This is a genomic window from Gemmatimonadaceae bacterium (assembly GCA_035606695.1).
Lineage (GTDB): Bacteria > Gemmatimonadota > Gemmatimonadetes > Gemmatimonadales > Gemmatimonadaceae > JAQBQB01.
The window spans coordinates 45645-64386 of record DATNEW010000044.1 but is presented as its reverse complement, the minus strand read 5'-3'; the positions used below and the strand labels follow the sequence as shown (position 1 = coordinate 64386).

16 protein-coding genes, 2 tRNA genes and 1 pseudogene are annotated in these 18742 nt (G+C 62.3%); 6 read left to right on the top strand and 13 right to left on the bottom strand.

Annotation, left to right across the window (positions count from 1 at the left end; translation table 11 throughout):
- Positions 1 to 6: 6 nt before the first annotated feature.
- Positions 7 to 1179, bottom strand: coding sequence for an aminotransferase class I/II-fold pyridoxal phosphate-dependent enzyme (locus tag VN706_24020; GenBank protein ID HXT18713.1), 1173 nt, complete (start codon positions 1177 to 1179; stop codon positions 7 to 9).
- A gap of 66 nt (positions 1180 to 1245) precedes the next feature.
- On the opposite strand from VN706_24020, the gene VN706_24015 reads away from it, so the two are divergent.
- Together VN706_24015 and VN706_24010 are read left to right on the top strand one after the other, a co-directional pair.
- A complete protein-coding gene (locus VN706_24015) occupies positions 1246 to 2079 on the top strand; it encodes a class I SAM-dependent methyltransferase (GenBank protein ID HXT18712.1) in 834 nt (277 codons plus the stop codon).
- 8 nt (positions 2080 to 2087) lie between these two features.
- Positions 2088 to 2678: a methylated-DNA--[protein]-cysteine S-methyltransferase gene (locus VN706_24010; protein HXT18711.1), complete on the top strand. Its 591-nt coding sequence runs from the start codon at positions 2088 to 2090 to the stop codon at positions 2676 to 2678.
- Here the strand turns inward: VN706_24010 and VN706_24005 are convergent.
- From VN706_24005 to VN706_23980, 6 genes and pseudogenes are all read right to left on the bottom strand, one after another.
- Entirely contained in the window at positions 2647 to 4710 is a 2064-nt protein-coding gene (locus VN706_24005; protein ID HXT18710.1) for a hypothetical protein, read from the bottom strand. The two genes, VN706_24010 and VN706_24005, sit on opposite strands and share 32 nt — an antisense overlap.
- Positions 4711 to 4755: 45 nt before the next feature.
- Positions 4756 to 5295, bottom strand: a complete 540-nt coding sequence (locus VN706_24000; GenBank protein HXT18709.1) for a hypothetical protein — start codon at positions 5293 to 5295, stop codon at positions 4756 to 4758.
- Positions 5296 to 5534: 239 nt separating this feature from the next.
- Positions 5535 to 6344: pseudogene (locus tag VN706_23995) on the bottom strand (DUF262 domain-containing protein).
- A 1768-nt stretch (positions 6345 to 8112) separates the two neighbouring features.
- Positions 8113 to 8859, bottom strand: coding sequence for an MAE_28990/MAE_18760 family HEPN-like nuclease (locus VN706_23990; protein HXT18708.1), 747 nt, complete (start codon positions 8857 to 8859; stop codon positions 8113 to 8115).
- The gene (locus VN706_23985) at positions 8856 to 9923 is read right to left on the bottom strand and encodes a DUF262 domain-containing protein (protein ID HXT18707.1); all 1068 of its coding nucleotides are present in this window, start codon (positions 9921 to 9923) and stop codon (positions 8856 to 8858) included. The genes VN706_23990 and VN706_23985 overlap by 4 nt, the downstream gene beginning before the upstream one ends.
- Positions 9924 to 10179: 256 nt before the next feature.
- Positions 10180 to 10252 (bottom strand) — tRNA-Gln (locus VN706_23980).
- Positions 10253 to 10422: 170 nt separating this feature from the next.
- Here VN706_23980 and VN706_23975 point away from each other — a divergent pair.
- Positions 10423 to 11766: a hypothetical protein gene (locus tag VN706_23975; GenBank protein ID HXT18706.1), complete on the top strand. Its 1344-nt coding sequence runs from the start codon at positions 10423 to 10425 to the stop codon at positions 11764 to 11766.
- A gap of 238 nt (positions 11767 to 12004) precedes the next feature.
- Here the strand turns inward: VN706_23975 and VN706_23970 are convergent.
- Positions 12005 to 12077: transfer RNA gene (locus VN706_23970), tRNA-Ala, on the bottom strand.
- A 147-nt stretch (positions 12078 to 12224) separates the two neighbouring features.
- On the opposite strand from VN706_23970, the gene VN706_23965 reads away from it, so the two are divergent.
- The gene (locus tag VN706_23965) at positions 12225 to 13190 is read left to right on the top strand and encodes a threonine/serine dehydratase (GenBank protein HXT18705.1); all 966 of its coding nucleotides are present in this window, start codon (positions 12225 to 12227) and stop codon (positions 13188 to 13190) included.
- Between the two features lie 174 nt (positions 13191 to 13364).
- Here the strand turns inward: VN706_23965 and VN706_23960 are convergent, their stop codons facing one another.
- Both VN706_23960 and VN706_23955 read right to left on the bottom strand, forming a co-directional pair.
- The gene (locus VN706_23960; GenBank protein HXT18704.1) at positions 13365 to 13922 is read right to left on the bottom strand and encodes a KGG domain-containing protein; all 558 of its coding nucleotides are present in this window, start codon (positions 13920 to 13922) and stop codon (positions 13365 to 13367) included.
- A gap of 225 nt (positions 13923 to 14147) precedes the next feature.
- Positions 14148 to 15077: an SDR family oxidoreductase gene (locus VN706_23955; GenBank protein ID HXT18703.1), complete on the bottom strand. Its 930-nt coding sequence runs from the start codon at positions 15075 to 15077 to the stop codon at positions 14148 to 14150.
- A gap of 125 nt (positions 15078 to 15202) precedes the next feature.
- On the opposite strand from VN706_23955, the gene rnz reads away from it, so the two are divergent.
- Complete coding sequence (rnz, locus tag VN706_23950; GenBank protein ID HXT18702.1) at positions 15203 to 16141, top strand: ribonuclease Z; 939 nt, start codon at positions 15203 to 15205, stop codon at positions 16139 to 16141.
- 120 nt (positions 16142 to 16261) lie between these two features.
- Here rnz and VN706_23945 read toward each other — a convergent pair whose 3' ends face one another.
- Genes VN706_23945 through VN706_23935 form a run of 3 tightly spaced genes read right to left on the bottom strand, consistent with a single transcriptional unit; the run spans position 16262 to position 17439 of the window.
- Positions 16262 to 16561 carry a hypothetical protein gene (locus VN706_23945; GenBank protein HXT18701.1) on the bottom strand — a complete coding sequence of 100 codons (300 nt, stop codon included), beginning with the start codon at positions 16559 to 16561 and terminating at the stop codon, positions 16262 to 16264.
- A 59-nt stretch (positions 16562 to 16620) separates the two neighbouring features.
- The gene (locus VN706_23940) at positions 16621 to 17022 is read right to left on the bottom strand and encodes a DUF2203 domain-containing protein (GenBank protein ID HXT18700.1); all 402 of its coding nucleotides are present in this window, start codon (positions 17020 to 17022) and stop codon (positions 16621 to 16623) included.
- 9 nt (positions 17023 to 17031) lie between these two features.
- Positions 17032 to 17439, bottom strand: a complete 408-nt coding sequence (locus VN706_23935; GenBank protein HXT18699.1) for an acyl-CoA thioesterase — start codon at positions 17437 to 17439, stop codon at positions 17032 to 17034.
- Between the two features lie 697 nt (positions 17440 to 18136).
- Between VN706_23935 and VN706_23930 the strand changes: the two genes are divergently transcribed.
- Positions 18137 to 18664: a hypothetical protein gene (locus tag VN706_23930; protein ID HXT18698.1), complete on the top strand. Its 528-nt coding sequence runs from the start codon at positions 18137 to 18139 to the stop codon at positions 18662 to 18664.
- The last annotated feature ends 78 nt before the right edge of the window (positions 18665 to 18742 follow it).

The following is an 18742-nucleotide window of genomic DNA, read 5'->3' as shown; positions in this document are numbered from 1 at the left end:
TTGTGGTCAGTGCGAGACCTGGTTCGACAACACGGCCCGAAATACGGCGACTGCTTTCTTCATCTCGGGCATCGTGCCCACCGACACACGCGCGTAGCTCGGCACGGCGGGAAATGGGCGGCCAATCGCGACATTGTGCTTCACGCACTCCATCTTGAACGCCTTCGAGTCGCGGCGCACATCCACCATCATGAAGTTCGCTTCCGCGGCCGGCACCGTGTAGCCCAATCCCTCGAAGAACTTTCGCGTGTACGCGCGAGCCTCGGCGTTGCGACGAACCTCGTCGTGAATGTGCGCCGTATCGGTGAGCGAAACCTCCGCGGCCGCGAGCACGAGTTGGTTCATGTTGGACCCGAGCAGCCACGCACCCATCTTCTTGAGTGTGTCGGGCTGCCCGATCGCGTAGCCGGCGCGTAGTCCCGCCATGCCGAACACTTTTGAGAACGTTCGTGTAACGACCACGCGCGGATTCGCGAGCGCGATCGGCACCGCGGTGCGATACGACGGATCCGCGACGTATTCGTGGTATGCCTCGTCGATGAGGATAGTCGTATCGGGCGACGTCTGCGCGACACGATTCACATAGCCCGCCACCGCATCGCCGCCGTGCACGGTCGCGGTGGGATTGTTCGGATTGCAGAAATAGACGAGCCCCGCGCCACGCGCCGCGTCGGCCATCGCGTCGAGATCGAGCTGGAGCTTCGAGTCGACGCGAGGCGCGACGACGGGATGATTCAGGAATTTGGCGAAGGCGCCCGGCGCCTCGAAGGTCGGCTCGGGCGCAACGAGCGCGCGCGACGGCGACGTGAACGCGTACACCGCGGCGCGCAGCAATTCTCCGGAGCCGCAACCGAGCAGAACATTCTCGGGTTTGACGCCATGGACCTTCGCGATCGTCGCGACGAGGTCGTCCTCTTCCTTGACCGGATACCGATTCGATTGATGCAACCGCGCCGTGATCGCGTCGAGCGCACGGCGGCCGGGACCATTGGGATTCTCGTTGCTGTCGATCCGAATCATCCCGGGCCGCGACGCGAGTAGGCGATCGGCTTTGCGATCGGGCTGCCCCTGCGACGCAAAGAGTTCTTCGTGCCCACGCCATGTGACGAGAGGCCCGGCAATGAGGCCCGTGGCACCCGCGCCGAGCGCGGCGACGAAGGAGCGGCGAGAGACTGGCATCCCAAGCTCCGGCATTGAGGTGGCCCGATTATAGCGCCTCTGAGCGCCGTTGTCAGGAGAGATGCGATGATGCAGCCCCAACCCGATCCACGTAACGAAGCCGCCGCGCTGGCCAACGCCGCCGATCCGCAAGACGCGGTGAATCGCCGGATCTATCAGTCGGCGCGCATCCCCAGTTTCTATCCGGCCGACGCCGGGCTCGACCGCGCAGAGACGATGGCGCTCCTCGCCTATCAGCCGGACTTCGCGGGCAAGGATGTGCTCGACATCGGTGTCGGGACCGGTCGCACGACGCGGTATCTCGAATCGCACGCTCGCTCGTACGTCGCGACGGACTATTCGGCCGCGATGATCGCGCATTTCCGGCAACGCATGCCGAATGTGGACGCACGCGTCGTGGACATGCGCGACTTGTCACCGTTCGCGAATGAATCGTTCGACTTCGTGTTCGCGTCGGCCAACGTGATCGACGCCGTCTCGCACGCCGACCGCCATCGCACCCTCGGCGAAGTTCGGCGTGTGCTGCGCCCGCACGGAGTGCTCGCGTTCTCGTCGCACAATCGGCGCTATCATCGAGCGTTCGACGGGCCGTGGCTCGAGCGTGCCCACAATCCGGCAACGCAGGCCGTCCATGTCGTTCGATTCATGCGCAGCCTGGTGAATCATGGGCGCATTCGCCGCCTGCGCCGCGTCGAGGACGAGTACGCGCTGCTCAACGACCACGGGCACGACTACGCCGCACTGCACTACTACATCGATCGCGAGCGCCAACAGTCGCAGCTCGCCCACGCTGGATTTCTGCTCACCGACGTTTTCGACGGCGAGGGACGACGACTCGCCCCGGGCGACGACGACTGCGCGAGCCCCAGCCTGCTGTACGTCGCTCGGCGAGAGGCGTAGAATGAGGGATGGCCAATGCCATTCCGCGAGCAATGCTCGCCGACATCGCGACGCCGATCGGCGAGATGGTCGCCGCCGCGACCGACACGCACTTGCTGCTGCTCGAGTTCACGTACCGCCGCATGCTCGACGAACAGTTGAGCCGCGTGCGTCGCGCGCTTCGCTGTGAGTTGGAACGGGGTCATTCGCCGGTCTTCGATCTGCTGCGGCAGCAGCTCACCGAGTACTTCGATGGCGACCGGCGCGAGTTCACCGTTCCCATGCGCACACCGGGCACGCCGTTTCAGATGCGCGTGTGGGATACGCTGCAAACCATCCCGCACGGTACGACGACGACGTACGCGCGCGTCGCCGAGTCGATCGGTCAGCCGACCGCGGTGCGAGCGGTCGCGCGAGCGAATGGCGACAATCGCGTGTCGATTCTCATTCCCTGCCACCGCGTCATCGGATCAGACGGCTCGCTGACCGGATACGGCGGTGGTTTGTGGCGAAAGAAGCGTCTGCTCGAGCTCGAGGGCGCGGCACAGACGCTTTCGTTGTTCGAAGACGACGAAGCGATCGAAGCGATCAGGCGGCCGACGCCACGGCCTCTGGCGTGACCTCGTCGGCAGTGTGTTCCTCGCGCACCGCGGGCACGGCTGCGCCGGCATACAGCAGCGCCGCGACGATGTACATCGCCTTGATGCCGAGGGCCATGGCGCTGTACTCCAACACACCGCCAAGAATGGCGCCCAGCAGGTTGTAGGCGAGCGCGCGACTCGCATCGCTCCGTCGTGACAACAGCGTCGAGAAGATGAGCGCCGCGAAGAAGATCGGAAGCGCGACCATGAATCCGCCGGCGATCCATTCCGCCGCGGCGCCAAGTGGCAGCAGCGCGCTCGCCGGAACGGCGTAGGCAATCGCGAGCGTCGCGAACAATCCGGCGAACATCGGTTTGGTGCTCGCGAAGCCTCGTCGCTGCACGACGAGATTCGCGATGAGCACCATGATGAGAATGGCGGCGAACACCATGAGGTTGACCGTCCATGTCGACCCGAAGAGCAGCGACATCTCGGTCACGCTCTTCGTCTCGACGAGGAGGAATCCGGCGCCCATGAAGAACATCGCGATGTCGATGCGTCCGCCGGTAAGTGAGCGTCGCGCGCCGACCGTGATGAACGATGCGGCGACGAGGAGCACGATGAGCAGCGCGCCGATGTAGTGCGCGGGAATCGTGCGGCCGGAGAGATAGAGATATGGCCAGTCGTCGTGCGGGCGCTCGGTGTTCTGTGTGAGCTGGCGCATCACGGCGGGCGCGACGGACGGTACGTCGCGCGCGCCGTGTCCCGCGACGAAGGTCAGGTTGAACAGATAGTCATATTCGCTGAAGACACCAGGCGGCTCGTCGAACGCTTCGCCGATCAACTGATATAGCTTGGCCGCGATCGCGGGATTCGCCGACATGTGATACGCGATCAGCGTTCCGTCAGGCGCGAGACGACTGCGCGCGGACTTGAACGACTCGACCGTGTATACATAGTTGTCCAGGCGTACGGAGCTCATACCGGAAAGCAGCGTCTGGCTGTCGAGCGTTCCGAAAATGATGACATTGTAATGATGCGGCGTGGTGCGCAGGTAGGCACGTGCGTCGTTGATGTGTCGGTGCACGCGCGGATTCGAATACGGCTGCTCGGGATGCCCGGCGATGCCGATATCCTGAATGGTCGGATCGATCTCGACGGCGTCGATGTACTTGGCGCCGTGCTGCAGCAGCAGCGCGACGTCGTTGCCGGTGCCCGCGCCGACGATCAGCGCCGTGTCGAGACTCGCGGCGTAGCGATACGGCCGCACGTAGGCGGGATAGACCGCGTGCACGTACGGACTCGTGGCAGCGTGCGCCGAGTCGAGCGGCAACATGATCTGATGCAGTGAGCCGTTGACGGTGAGCATGAAGCCGCCGTCGTCGCGACGCAGCACGTTGATGCGATAGTAGGGCGACCAGAACTCCGGCGACACTCGAACCGTCCGCGCGGCAATCAGCAAGGCCGCCGCGCCGGCGACAGCAAGACCGATCAGGAATGGCCGGTTGCGCAGCGACACGAGCATGTACGCCGCAAAGCCGACGGCGAACCAGACGATCGGCGGCTCGCGCATTGCGCTGAGCAGCCCGAATACCAGGATGCCGGCGAGACTTCCCGCGACGTCGGCGGCGTAGGCGCGCAACGGCGGCAGCTTGCGAAATTCCTGGCCGATGAGTGCACCGAGAGGAACGAAGAACAGCGCGACGAGCGTGAAGAGCACCGCGACGACGACGGTCAGTGGAACCGAGTGCGTCGGACCGACGTTGCCGAAGATGCCCCACAGGAACTCGCTCTTGTCGTTCGGTACCGCGATGCGCATGCCGCCGAAGACGAAGACGGCACCGAGGAGAAGAATGGTCGCGGGCACGGTGAGCCAATTGAGCTTGCGCGCGAGATCCGCGCGCAGCAGCCCGACGCCCATTCCGAGGAACGTCCCGATCAGGACGAAGTTTTGATAGAATCCGAATACACGCACGTATGCGGACGTGTATCGAATGAAGGCGAGCTCGAAGAAGAGCACGAGCGCCGTGTAGGTGGCGAGCCGGAGCTGGGCGTTGCGGTCGGAGGACATGCCTTCGAGACGATTTCCGCGGGCGTCCGTCACCCGTGACGCGCGTTACATCATCTTGGCGCGCCGCTCGTCTTCCGCCGTGGGGCCGCGCGTCGCGCGGTCGATCTGCCGAATGGCGCCGAGGTGGTATGCGAGATGTGCAATGTTGCCGATCAGCCATAGCGCGTCCGCATCCTCGACCTCGCGCGGAGTGCGCAGCGAGTCGAGCCAGTCGTTGATCTCGCGGCGAAGCTCGGCGACGAGCGCTTTCCATTGTTCATCGTCGGCGACCACGATGTTCCAGCTTTGCGTCCAATCCGCGGTCGCCCACGGCGTGGCCTCGCCGTTCGCCCAACGGTTGAGGATGGAGTATCCGTAGCGGAGGTGATCGGCGTGCGCGGCGATCGATGCGCCGCCGTCGCTCGCTTTCGACGCCTCGGCGGCGGATAGCTGTTCCAGCGAGCGAAGCAATCCTTCGTCGCCGCGATTGAGCATCGACGTCTCGGCGCGCGGATCGGGCGAGCCGTGCGCCAGCTCGCGCATCAGCGTCGAGAGGACGTTGCCGAGACGGTCGTCGACCTTCACGGTCGTGCGAGGGATGGTCATCGCGGAGAGAGTGGCAAGAGTGGGATGTTGTCGGACGTGGTCAGATTCTGTCGTGGTCACATGTGAATCACGATAAAATCTGACCACGTCTGACAAGATCTGGCCAGCGTTGTCATGTCCCAGCTTGAATTCACGGACAGCGGCAAAGTCGGCGCATCGCTTGGCGACTCGGTTGGCGTATAGATGTAGAAGTCCGTCCCGCAGTGCGGGCAACCGATGTAGACCCGCGACATAGCCTTCTACGAGTTGCTGACTTTGACGATTTGCCGCTTGCTGTTTATCGGCGATGTGGTCTCGCGCAGATTCCGCATCGGCCGGATGTGCTCCTGAAGAGCAATTACGCGAAGCACATCGATTCCCATAACACCGTATTTCAGCAAGACGGGATATTCCGCGGCCGCCGCTTCCCATTTATCGCGCAGCTTGAAGTTGTGCGGATAGAGCATCGCGATCATGAGATCGAACGTGCCGAGTTTGATCCCAGTTCGATTCAAGGTTTCGAAGACCTTTGCGACGGCGGCAAGCGGCACTCGACGTGTCAACCGAACAATTGGAATATCATAGTGAATTAGCCCTGGCAGCTTGTCCCGCTTGATGGCGAACATCAGCGATCTGAGCTCCTCGAGCAGGTGACTTATCCACTGACTGAACCGCTCTTCATCGGCGATAACGCTGAGGGTCGCAATCTTCTCGGCAGCCGTTGATGCGAGACTCGGGTAGCGCCGAACGAACGACGATTTTCGCTCAAATCTCAAATAGTCATCGTCGAAATCACTATCGAGAAGCCGGTCCATATGAATGAAATACGATTCCTCAGCGCTATCCGTGAGGGTTTGGTACAGAGCAGTCATTCGCTGCTGTCCATCCAACAAGAGCCACTGCGGCATCCCGTCCGGTTTCGGCGCGCCGTGAATTTCCTTCCACGGTAGTTGCTGCTCGACGTTTTCAAGCATCAAGAAACTTCCAGCCGGCCAGCGACGAACCACGGTTCGCATCAAGTCAGCGATGTCACGTGGCCGCCAAACAAAGCTGCGCTGGAACTCTGGTAGTGCGAGTTCCCCGTTACGGACATCTCACAGCAGCGTCGAGACAGGGACAGGGTTGTATTCGAACTGCGTCTAATGATCTCCGAAGTCTGGATTAGAAAGTTCGAATTGGACGTTGAAGGCGCGAGTCGCCATCGCGGATCAAACAGAGCTGCCGCTAGCCTTCGTCACGCGTTGGAGCGCCGATTCAACGGATTGAACGACCGTCGGTAGATCTGCTATTACCTGGCAAGACCAGAACCTTAGCACTGTCCAACCAGCACTCACCAGGGCCGCTGTTCCCCGATGATCTCGCAAGCGATTCTCTTCGACCTTGTTCTTCCAAAACGAAGCGTTGTTCTTCGGAGCACTATAGTGCCTGGGACAGCCGTGCCAAAAACAGCCGTCGACATACACCGCCACACGCTTGCCGACGAAAAGGAGATCCGGCGTTGTACGACCTATCCGTCGATTTATGCGGTAGCGAAACCCCGCGCTCCACAGCGCCAGGCGAAGAACGATTTCGGGGCGCGTATCTCGCTGTTTGACGGATTGCATTAGAGCGCGCCGTTGCGACGCGCTGAGTGGATCGTGGCGACCGCCAGGACGGGGAGGAAACGGTGGCGATCGGCGTCTAATTGACCGAGAGCGATTTACACCTTTCGTCCTGCTTGCCGTTGTCACGCCTTCCTCGACTTACTCTGGGTCATCCTGTGACGACGGCGGGAAGGTACGGTTGAGTTGTCTTTCAGATGGCGCATCAGACTGCACCCGACAATTTCACCCAACCTGACGGGCACGGCGTTCCCGATTAGCCGACCCAGGCGATTGAAGCTGACAGTCTCCTCGGCTCGGACGAATTGATAGTCATCGGGGAATGTTTGGAGAATTGCCGCTTCCCTTAGCGAGATTGCTCTGTCTTGCTCCGGATGACCGAACCGTCCGTTCCCAAACCCGAAGCACTGAGTCGTGATCGTCGGGGCCGGGGCGTCCCACTCCATCCGACCGTAGACGCTCGGGTAAGTCTCGCCAGTCTCTTTGCGGTGACACTTCGCGACCAGCGACTTTTCCCAATCGCGCCAAGTGCCGCCGGGCTTTGACGCTCGTATGCGTCGCAAATTGAGCGGGCTCAGAGCAGACGCTGTATGAAGACGATCTTTTGCATTGGTTTCACCGGCCGCCAAAGCCGGAAGGTGCGCAATAGCGCCTCTGACGGTCATGTGACCACCCGCCAAGTCTAGGGCTGAAAGCTGAATTGGCCCGAGACGAGAAGCCAGCAACACTAAGCGCTTTCGAGTTTGTGGAATACGGAGTTCACTACACTCTAGACTTCGCCACCAGATTGAGTAGCCATCAAGTGATCGAAGGAAGTCCTTGAAGACCGCGTGGTCGGCCAATTGAGGTACGTTCTCGATGGTGACGAGTTCTGGCTTTGACTCTCTGACAAGACGTCCAAAGTCGGCTACAAGATCCCACTTCTCGTCCTCTCGAACCTTTCTGCCTTTTCGACTATATGTGGAAAAGGGCTGACAGGGAGCACAGCCGGCGAGCAATCTGGTACTCGCATTTCCCCACAGCTTCTCCAGGTCCGCTCCCGACAGCTCACGAACGTTTCCCTCCAGAAAGTTCGCTGCATTGTTAGTTACAAATGGGAACTTGCAGTGGGGGTCCAGGTCGATACCCGCAACAACGCGTACGCCCGCACGAAGGAGCCCGTGAGTAAGGCCACCGGCTCCGCAGAACAAATCCACTGCAGCAATCTCTGCAGCTCGTGCCCGGCTGCGCGCTGTCCTCATGCTCCCCTCTCGTCGGGTCGCCGATCGGGTACGAGAAATTCGTGCGCCTCGATTGACCTTTGAAAGGACGACAGTACAGCTCGGAGATAGACGCTGGTCTTTTGGGTCAGGTCGCGAAGCTCGGCGACCGTGACACCTTCTCCACACTCCGCGAAGGATAGAATTCCGTGCGCGAGATCGTTCCGGGTGACTTTGATGAATTTTAGAGGGCCTTGATCGTTCTTATAATGCCGCTTAACTGAATTGGCCGTTTCGTCAGGAATGCGCAGGGGGAGTCCGAGCCGCTCAGCCAACTCGTCGATCGCGTGGTCGTCCCAGTTTCCAGCACTCGTTTTCACGATGTGCAAACGAGAAACCGGCCGTCGCTCGGCAACCTGGTTGAACAGGGCCAACGCAGAATCGAGCCGCTTGTCAGAACTCTGCTCAACGTGAGTGCGGGCTGTAAAGCGCACCCACTCGCGCCTCAGTGCATCGGAAAGATCCAACGGGAACCAGCGCCCGTCGCCCGCAACAGCCTTCGAAAGCTGGTCAATGCATCTGGTGATAGTCGCTTCAACCAGATTGTAGAGCTGCAAATAGACGCTCGAATACAGTATTCTCTGCTGTTGAGCGCTTATGGTCAGCCCGTTCTCACCGAGGCGAGGAGGACCATCTTGCACCTGCTTTTCGACGCCTTCGAGCAGGTCTAAGTATGTCTGAATCTCCTGGAGACGCTCTTCAAACGCGGCGCCGAGCTCGTTCATTGCACAGCCCCGAGGAGTCTGTCGCGCACGTAGTGCATGCGCCCTTGAAGCCGCGCGATAGCATTTGCTCCGTCCGAGCCGGTCACACTGAGGAACGCCGGGTCATTTATCCAGCTGGTGACATCAATCGGCGCGTCCGTTAGGGCAGGTCGCGCCAATAGAGCCAAATAGCTTCCGATCGCGATCGCCTCAAAACGAGCGCGTGGAGTTGCTGTACCATTTGGCCGTCTTCTAAATCCGTATGGGAATTTCTTGGCTACGAACTCAAGAGTCGAGATGAATCGCTGACGATATTGTTCCGCCAGCGGGGGATTTGCTTCGAATTCCGCGTTCATCTTTTTCGAGTACGCGTACAAGAACGGCGAGACTCGGTCTTTATATCCCGCCAGACCGTCGCTGTACGCAAAGAAACGCGTAACCAGTTCTTCTCTCTCTCGCTCCTTTTCCTGTTTTTCTGAGACAGGCGCTAGCTCGGTAAAGGCCGGGTACTGCGCTAGTTCGATAACCAGGTTCAAGAAGGGGCCGCCCAAAGCGCCGCGGCGCACCTCAGCTTTGTTCGCGGCCTTGCTTCCGGTGTTGATGCGGTCGAACAAGTCAAACCGAGATTGTTCGTCAGCGTGCTCATTGAGCACGATTCCCCGAATTGAGCGATTCTTGATCTTCCTTTGACGTGATTCCGGCAGATCGGCGAACCGCAAGCCTGACGTGAGGGAAAGCTGCTCGAGTTCTCCGAGACAGAAATCGCCCAATACAAATTCCTCGATCGTGCGCAGTCGCTGCGATCCGTCGACGACCTCTAGCTTTCCCGTTTCAGGGCTTTCCCAGAAAAAGAGGAATGGAATCGGAAGTCCCATAATCAGTGACTCCAGAAACCGGGACTTGCGTTGATCCTCCCACGTGAACTCGCGCTGATACGCGGGCACGACAAAATCGCCGTTCCGCATTTTAGAGGCGAGTAGTTCGACGGAGTACTCGGTCAAATAGAACTCAATCCGTTTCGATTCCTCGACGATCTGTGCTTCCGCGGTCTCGACTATTGCCGCGTCAACGAGATGGTCCGGCACTCTGATCCCCCTTCTGTTCATTTGGCTCGGCCGCCGCTTTGACAGTACGACCTTGATGCGAAAACATCGAGGGGGCGAACTCGACTAGCAAGTCGGCGGGCATCAACGAGATAGCACTCGTTATCGCGGCGTCGCTTCGACGACTGACAACTCGAGACGAATCAATCGTCAACGCTTCCCAAGCGCTTCCCAGCCGCGCAAGATCCTCAGAAATGATAAAGCCAGACAATCAGCTAAGTGATTGTCTGGCTATCAATTGCCCCTCCTGGGATCGAACCAGGACTCTCCTGATCCAGAGTCAGGCGTGTTGCCAGTTACACCAAGGGGCAGTTTTTCCGCGCATTCCGACCCACCGAACATCCCAAACCACCCGAAATGCGCAACGCGTCACGGTTTCCCGCAACCCTTTGAATATATTTCAATTAGCACCCTCGATCAATCCCCGGCACCGCCCGGCACACCGCGCCACTCAGTCGGTAACCCAATCACACATCATCATTTGCGCGCCTCGCGCACCCACGCATCAGCCCGGCTCGCTGGCCCCCTCGCCGCTGCCCTGCTGATCGCGGGAATCGCCGCGTGCGCCGAGACGTTTCGCGCCGGATCGGCGGGCCCAACCATAGTCGGCGCGCGAGCCGAGCAGATGTTCGATGCGGGCGCGACGCGCTTCTCCCCGAACGACTTCTCACCCCGATACAAGACCACGCGCCTCAAGCTCGCGAGCGGCGCCCTCGTGCCCTCGCGCGTGTTCGACGACACCTCAGTCTGGGACGCGCGGCCGACGCCCACGCGGCGCGAAGTGTTCGTCCAAGGCGGGTTGGTCGACGGGCGCTATCGCCTCGACCAACGTCCATCACTCACCCCCGCGTCACGACTCGGCGACACGCGTCACACGATCACGCTCGATCGACTCGAGCCGAGCATCTATCGGTGGCAGACGCGCGTCGACATGGCGATCGGTACGATCACCGCCCAGGACGTGAGCGACGTGTTCACTGCATTGTTCGCGAGCGCGCAGAATCGTGACGAGCGTGCGCTGCGCGACGACTATCGCGCCGCATTCCCGCGCGCCATGGCGTCGTTCGGCAAGGGATTCTCACTCGACTCACTCCGCACGATTTCAGGTGGATCGGGCAGCACCGCCGTGAGCATGACCATCGGCTTTCATCCTGAGCTCATGCGCGCATCATATCCCGGGCTCGCCGGATATCTCGACAAATATCTGGGCCCCGCGAAGTACCACTTTCTGCTTGCCGAGCGGACCGGCGGCGCGGTGTTCGAAGTGACGGGGCGCGACCGCGCGATGACGATTCGCTATCGCGTGCAGCAGGGCAAGCTCGTGTCCCTGCTCGGACCGCCGAAGCCGTGGAGCGATACCCTCGTGCTCAACGCCGACTTGACGCTCAAGGTCAAGATGTTCACCGTCGGGTTTCACAACCTGATCACGGATTTCGTGATCTCTAATACCACGTCTAATAACGCCCACGATCGGGCGTGGACGGTGCTCGCGCAGCGCGAACCGGACTGGAACCTGCCGCTCATCACGGAGCGGCTCATCCGCTCGCCGCTCCGCCGGCCGTTCGAGGCACCGGGCGCGATGATTCGCCTCGCGATCCGCGACAGCGGTAGTACGTCGAGTACCTCTAATACGTCTGGCGCGCAGTCGATCTTCGAGCGCTCGGCGCGGCTCGACGTGCAGGAAAGCTCGATCATGCGATTCATCGGATCGCTCGCCTCGCACGCGGTGGGCGACATCGACGACCGCGTGGAGCTCGACGAGCACCGCTTCCTCCACGACGGCTTCGTGGCGCTCCAGAACGACTTGATCGCGCTGCGGCGCTGATCGCAGGCTCGGCACGTCGCACTACCGAACAGCAAAAACGCCGCGAAGCGTGAAGCTCGCGGCGTGATCGGCTTTGTTGCGGCGTGCTGTCGCTTGAGGCAGAGGCCCTCGCCGAAGCTGCCTCGCTCACCGTCATTGGAACTCTGCGTCCTACCGAGCGGCGGCGGGCAAAACTTCAAAAAGGCGAGAAGCATGCCGGTGGAAGTCGGAGACATTCCACGAATTTCTATGCGTCTAATGGAGCTGACCGGGATCGAACCGGTGACCTCTGCAGTGCGATTGCAGCGCTCTCCCAGCTGAGCTACAGCCCCTTTCTCTGGGTCCCGTCATGGAAAAAGCCCCGCAAAGCGGGGCCGCTCCCGACAAGCTAAATCTAGAGCGCGGCGTGGCTTGCGTCAAGAAGACTGCCAACCCGTCTGAAGGTAACAACGGTTCCCGAATCACTTTAGTTTCGACTCATGTTCGCCGACCTCCGCCCCGCCGACGTCATCGCCGCCGCCGATCGCATCCGGCCGTTCATCACGCGAACGGCGCTCATTCGAAGCGCACCACTGAGTGCGATCGCCGGCGCCGACGTCTACCTGAAGCTCGAGAATCAGCAGACCACCGGATCGTTCAAGCTGCGCGGCGCGCTCAACGTGCTCGCGACGCTCACGCCCGAGCAGCGGAAGCGCGGAGTCGTCGCATCATCAGCGGGCAATCACGGCTTGGGGGTCGCGTACGCGGCCAAGCACTTTGGCACGGCGGCCACGATCTTCGTGCCGACCAACGCCCCGCAAGTGAAACGCGACGGCATCGCCGCACTCGGCGCCACGCTCGATACGACGCAGCCGCATTACGACGCGGCGATGGACGCGGCCAAGGCATTCGCGCGCGAGCATGGGGCGACGTTCATCAATCCCTGCCTCGGCGAAATGCTGCTTGCTGGTCAGGGCACCGTGGCGCTCGAGATCCTGGGCGAGCTGCCCGACCTCGCGACGCTCGTTCTCAACGTCGGCGGCGGCGGGCTGCTCGGCGGATGCGCGAGTCTCGTGCGGGCCGTGTCGCCGAGCGTGCGGATCGTCGGCGCGCAGAGCGAGAACACGGCGGCGATGGCGAAGTCACTCGCCGCGGGACGCTTGATCGAGATCGACAATCTGCCGACACTCGCCGATGGGCTGGCGGGTCAGATCGACGACGAGGCGTTCGACATCGGCCGGCACGGGCTCGACGACATGGCGACGGTGAGCGAGGCGGAGATCGGCGACACGATCGCGTGGCTGTGGCGGACGCACGAGCAGCGGGTCGAGGGCGCGGGTGCGTGCGCGGCGGCGGCGGTGCGGGGCGGGTACGTGAAGGCGATCGAGGGGCCGGCGGTTGTGGTGATCAGCGGCGGCAATATCGATGCGGGGAGGCATGAGAAATTGCTAAAGGCGGGCGTATAGGCGTATAGGCGCATGGCCGTATGGGCGAAAACTGCGAAGGGCGACGGAGAGATTTCATCGCCCTTTATGTCGTTGCCGCCCATACGCCCATACGCCCATAACAAAAGGGAGCCCGCGGCACGCCGCGGCTCCCCTTCTGCTGGTTGTGCGCTGCCCGACTAACGAACGCCGAGATTAGTGATTTCCGAACGTCTCACTGCCGCTGCTGGCTTCATTGCCGCCGACGTTCGTCCGGCGCTCGCCGCCGAGTGAGCTGTTTCCACCGCGGGTGCCCTGGGTGTTGCCCGTGACGCCGTCGCTGTTGGTGTCGATCGCGACCTGGCGATCCGCCCCGTTCGATCCCGCACGCGAGTTCTGGAATCCGCCCTCCGCGTTGCTGCCCGCGCCGCCGGAATTCACCTGCGACGTGGTGCGAGTCCGCGCCTGTCCGCGCGCTTCACCGCCGCGACGGCCGATCGCGGCCATGTGTTCGCGGTTGCGGCTCACCGCCATGCCGCCCTTGCGTCCCGCCTCGCGCGCTTCGCCCGAGTCGAATTCGTGCGCCGTGCCTTTGGCGTGAGCGGCGCGACCGCCCTTGCTGGCGATCTCCCGCTGTTTTTCGCGATCCATCGACGCGAAACCGCGATTGCTGCGCGAGCGCGAGTTGCCGTTCTGCGAGCTGTTCGCGCTTCCACCGTTCGATCCGATCCCGCCCGCCGTGATGCGATCGTCGTTGCCCGGTCTATTCGGCATCCTGCTCCTCCTAAAAATTGGCTAAACCGATCTAACCGATCGTGGACGTACAGTCCCGCACGTGCGTTCGGGTCCGACGCCGTGTGCTCCAGGCCCCCCCGGGCCATTGCGAGCAAATCAAATGCAAACTGCTTGCCGTCGTGCGATGGACGATGGGTGTTGGACGATGGGCAACTTCGTAGTTGTTACAGTCCACGCCCAGCGTCCAGCGCTCAACTCCCAGCGCTACGCCGCAGTCGTCTCTCCACCTAGCAAGGTCAGTACCTCGCCGGTGATGTAGCTCGAATCCACGTTCGACGCGAAGAACACGTACGCCGGAGCCACCTCCTCGGGCTGGCCGGGCCGCTTCATTGGCACCGCTTCTCCGTGCCTGGCCGCTTTCTTTGCCGGCTTGTCCGCCACATTGAGCGGCGTCCAGATGGGCCCCGGCGCCACCGCGTTCACACGAATGCCCTGGGCCACGAGATTCTGCGCCAACGATTTTGTAAACGCGTGGATGGCGCCCTTGGTCGCCGAGTAGTCGAGGAGGCCTCCGCTGCCCTGCAGGCCCGTGATCGATCCCGTATTCACGATCGCGCTGCCACGCTTCATGTGCCGCACCGCGGCGCGCGCCATGTACATGTATCCGAAGATGTTCGTGCGGAACGTGCGATCGATCTGCTCGTCGGTCAGGTCCTCGATCGTCTCCTGATGATGCTGATACGCCGCGTTGTTCACGAGAATGTCGATGAACCCGAAGGCGTCGACCGTCGCCTGCACGGCATCTTCACAGAATTGGGAATCACGCACGTCGCCCGGAATGAGGAGACAGCGGCGTCCTTCCGCGACGACCGCGCTCTCGGTCACTTGGGCGTCGCTCTCTTCTTCGGGCAGATACACGATCGCGACGTCGGCACCTTCGCGCGCGAACAGCACGGCCACGGCGCGTCCGATGCCCGAGTCGCCGCCGGTGATCAGCGCGGCGCGTCCATCGAGCTTCCCCGCTCCCTTGTAGTCCGGCGCCTCGAAACGCGGGCTCGGATCGATCTGCGACTCCAACCCAGGACGGGGCTGATGCTGTGCCTTGAACGGCGGCTTCGGGCGACGATTGCCGCGCTTCGCGTTCTTTCGACTTTTGCTGCCACTCTTGCTACTGCGATGCTTCGTGTTCGGCATGCAGTGGGCCGCCGCAAGAAGCAGACCGAAGAGACTGCTATATTCTGCGAGCGCTCGTGTTCTGCTGATGGTTCCTCGCGGCGGCGCTTCGCTCCGCTCGCACCTTCGCTCGGAATTCCGCTGTTATGTCATTGAGTGTTCGCTTGCTTGGAACATCCGCGTCGCGCCCGACCGTCGAGCGCAACGTGTCGTCGCTCGCCGTGCATCGCGAAGGCGAGACGCTGATGTTCGATTGCGGCGAAGGCACGCAGCGGCAGATGATGCGCTACGGCATCTCGTTCGCGCTCGAGGACATCTTCTTCACACACATGCACGCGGACCACCTCCTGGGTGTCATCGGCTTGATGCGCACGATGGCGCTCCAGGGCCGCGTCGAGCCACTGCGGTTGTGGGGACCGCGCGGCTCGGCGCGGGTGCTCAAACGCGCGCTGGAATTCGGGTTCGAGCGGCCGGCGTTCAACGTCGCGATCAATGAAGTCGACCCGGATGCGCGGATCGCGCGCAACGGCTACGCGATCGCCGCGTTTCCGGTCGATCACCGCGGCGCGCTGTCGCTGGGCTATGCACTCATTGAAGAGGAGCGCAAAGGCCGATTCAATCCGGACATGGCGCGCGAGCTCGGAATTCCCGAGGGGCCGCTGTGGGGCAAGATCCACCGCGGCGAGAGTGTGACACTCGACGACGGCCGCGTGATAAGTCCGGGCGTGCTGGTTGGGGACAAGCGCCCCGGCCGCACTATCGTAATTACCGGCGATACGCGTCCATGCCAGGCAACCATCGACGCGGCACGCGGCGCCGACTTACTCATTCATGAAGCAACGTTCGGTGATGAAGAAGCCGAGCGTGCGGTGGAGACGGGTCATTCGACGGCGCGCGAGGCGGCACAAGTCGCGCGCGACGCCGGCGTTCGGAGGCTCGTCCTCACGCACTTCTCGGCGCGCTATTCCCGGGATGCCGCTGATTTGTATCGAGAGGCGTGCGGGGTCTTTTCGGAGACCGTCGTCGGGAAGGATGGTCTCGAGGTGGAGGTTCCGTTTCGAGATCTGGCTTCGCAGGCGAATTAACAAACTAAAAACGACCGGATCTAACAAGATCTGACAAGATCTGTTTGCTCCGCGACACCCTGCGAGTGCCGCGCGCGGCGCAACGGATCTTGTCAGATTTTGTCGGACCTGGCCGTAGTGCTAGCCGTCGGACGCCTGCGACGGAAGCAACGGATCCGGTCGCGAAATATTCATCGCCCGCCGAAACAGCCGCGCGATATCCTCATCAGTCAATGCATCGAGCACCTTCGACTTGCTCAAGCGCGACGTCACGCTGCGCGCCTCGGGCCCATTGCTGATGTACCACGCGTACTTGTCCTTGCGACCCGTCGATCCGCCGGGGTGACGGAAGATCACCATCGCGTTGCTCGATCCCGGAAGATCGACGTCGACGACCCACTGGATACCGTCCGGCGAGTGCCAGACTCTGTTCTTCGCCATGTCTGTTTTTACGTGCCGTGTGAGGTCGTGTACGGTCTTGAACGTCTTCTACGGAGGAGTTAGCCGACCAGCTCGGGCGACAGCGGCTGCCTGCCCGCGTACCCCGCGTCGACTTCGTGCCAGAACTGGACCTCGGGCTCACCTAAACGCCAACACAGCAGCACCGTGCGCCCGCCCATCTCGCTGGGATAGTCCACGAGCCCAAGCCGGCGGTCCTTCAGCTGAATGCCAAGGTCCTCGAGCTCGCGCTGATAACCGTCCAGCTCGCGCGCCAGCGCCAGCGCCTGACGTTCCAGTTCTTCGGCGCGTTCGCGCGGCTCGTCGGCACGCGCGGTCGATGCCACCAGGTCGAGCTCGAGAATCGTCTCACGCCAGCGCTTGTGCTGCTGTACGACGTCCTCGACGATCTTCCGCACCAACGGAAGCGTTTTGTTGGCCTGCTCGACGGTGAAGTACTGCATACGACAAAGCTACTCGGTTCGGGGGCTTTCGGTCGAGCGGCGCTGCTTGCGGAGATCCTCCGCCTGGCGTTCCTCGAGCCGCCGCCGGCGACGCTCTTGCGCCGCACCATTCCGGCGCAGCTCATCGTCAGTTTCCGGCCTCAACTCCGGTACTTCGATGGGACGACCATTTCGATCCACGGCAACGAACGTCAGATAGCACGAGTTAGTGTGCCGCCGCCTTCCGGTGAGCAATTCCTCCGCTTCCACGCGCACGCCGACTTCCATCGACGACCGCCCGGCGAAGTTGACGCTCGCCTTCATCACCACGAGGTCGCCCAAGTGAATCGGCTCGCGGAAGTCGACGCGGTCGATCGACGCCGTGACGACCGCCGCGCGACTGTGCCGAAACGCGGCGATAGCGGCGCACTTGTCCATCATCGAGAGAATGACACCGCCGAACACGTGCCCCATGTTGTTGGCATGCTCCGGCATCATGAGCTCGGACGTTTCGTGCTGGCTTTCGCGAACGGTTTTGGAAGGACGCATTTGATGGGCGTATGGGCGAATGGACGTATGGGCGTATGGGCGAGGAAAAGGATGCGACACGGGCAGTTTCATCGTACGCGGCGGCTGCGTTGAATGCGCGCACGAGGGCGCGGCGATCGGTGTCGCCGATCGCTGGACGATCGAGCCAGTCGATGCGATGCACGGGTCCCGACATCGGTCCGATCGGCCATTCACGCCGCGACGTGTCGGCGAGCGACAGATGCGCGACTTCGCCCGAGGTGTCATAGCGGGCGATCACGCGATAGGCCGGCGTGGTCCACCGATCGGTACCTTCGTCGTCGGTGACCGGCAGCGACCGGCGCACTTCGCGCCACCACGCGGGCTCCGCATCCAACTTCAGTGGATCGAGTTGCACGACGTCGCCCTCGGCGCCTCGGCCCGAGCCGGGCACGGCGAATTGCACCGCCGGCGCGCCATCCATCGACGTCAATGTAAAGCTCGAGGGATCGAACGAGAGGCGGAGCAGTGCATCGGCCGCGCGGCGATCCTCGCCGCTCAACGTCGATCGCGTGGCGATGATTGAATCGCGCGTGGTTTGATAGGAATCGCGGCCGAGTGATTCGAGATGGCTCGCCGCGGATGCGCCGGCGATGTCGGCGACGGACACTGTCTTCGCGGTGCGCAGGTCGAGCACGCCGCGACGTGTCGTGTGGAACGGCCGCGCGTGAGGAAGCGAGATGTCGACGTGGTACTCGAACGACACGTAGGGCCCAAGCACCTCGAGGATATCGAACTCGGCCGTTGCGCTGGTGCTGGGATCGGCCTCGCCGTCCTCGTTCGGATCCAGCGGCCGCTCGTCGGGGTGCGCACGTCCGTACGCCTCCGCGATGCGCGGCACCGTCGTGTCGGCGAACACCAGCAAGCTGTCGCCGGTCGAGAGGTCGCGGCGAAAAACGCGCTCGCCCAAGAGGAGCGCGTCGTCGTACGAGAGATCCTCGTCGGCGACATACAGCTCGAAGAACTTGCCCTCGTAGCGCGCGAGTGTGAGCGGAACGCCGCGAACGTGCGCGCGCGCCTCTGTCCCGGTCGTGACCCAGTACGTCGAATCGCCGCCGCTCACGAGGAACTCCGAGCGAGGAGCCGCATTGCGTGACACCTCGTGCGGCCGCGCGCACGCGATGGCAGCGACAGCCGCGGCGAGCGGAACCCAGGCGAGCAAACGACGCGGAGC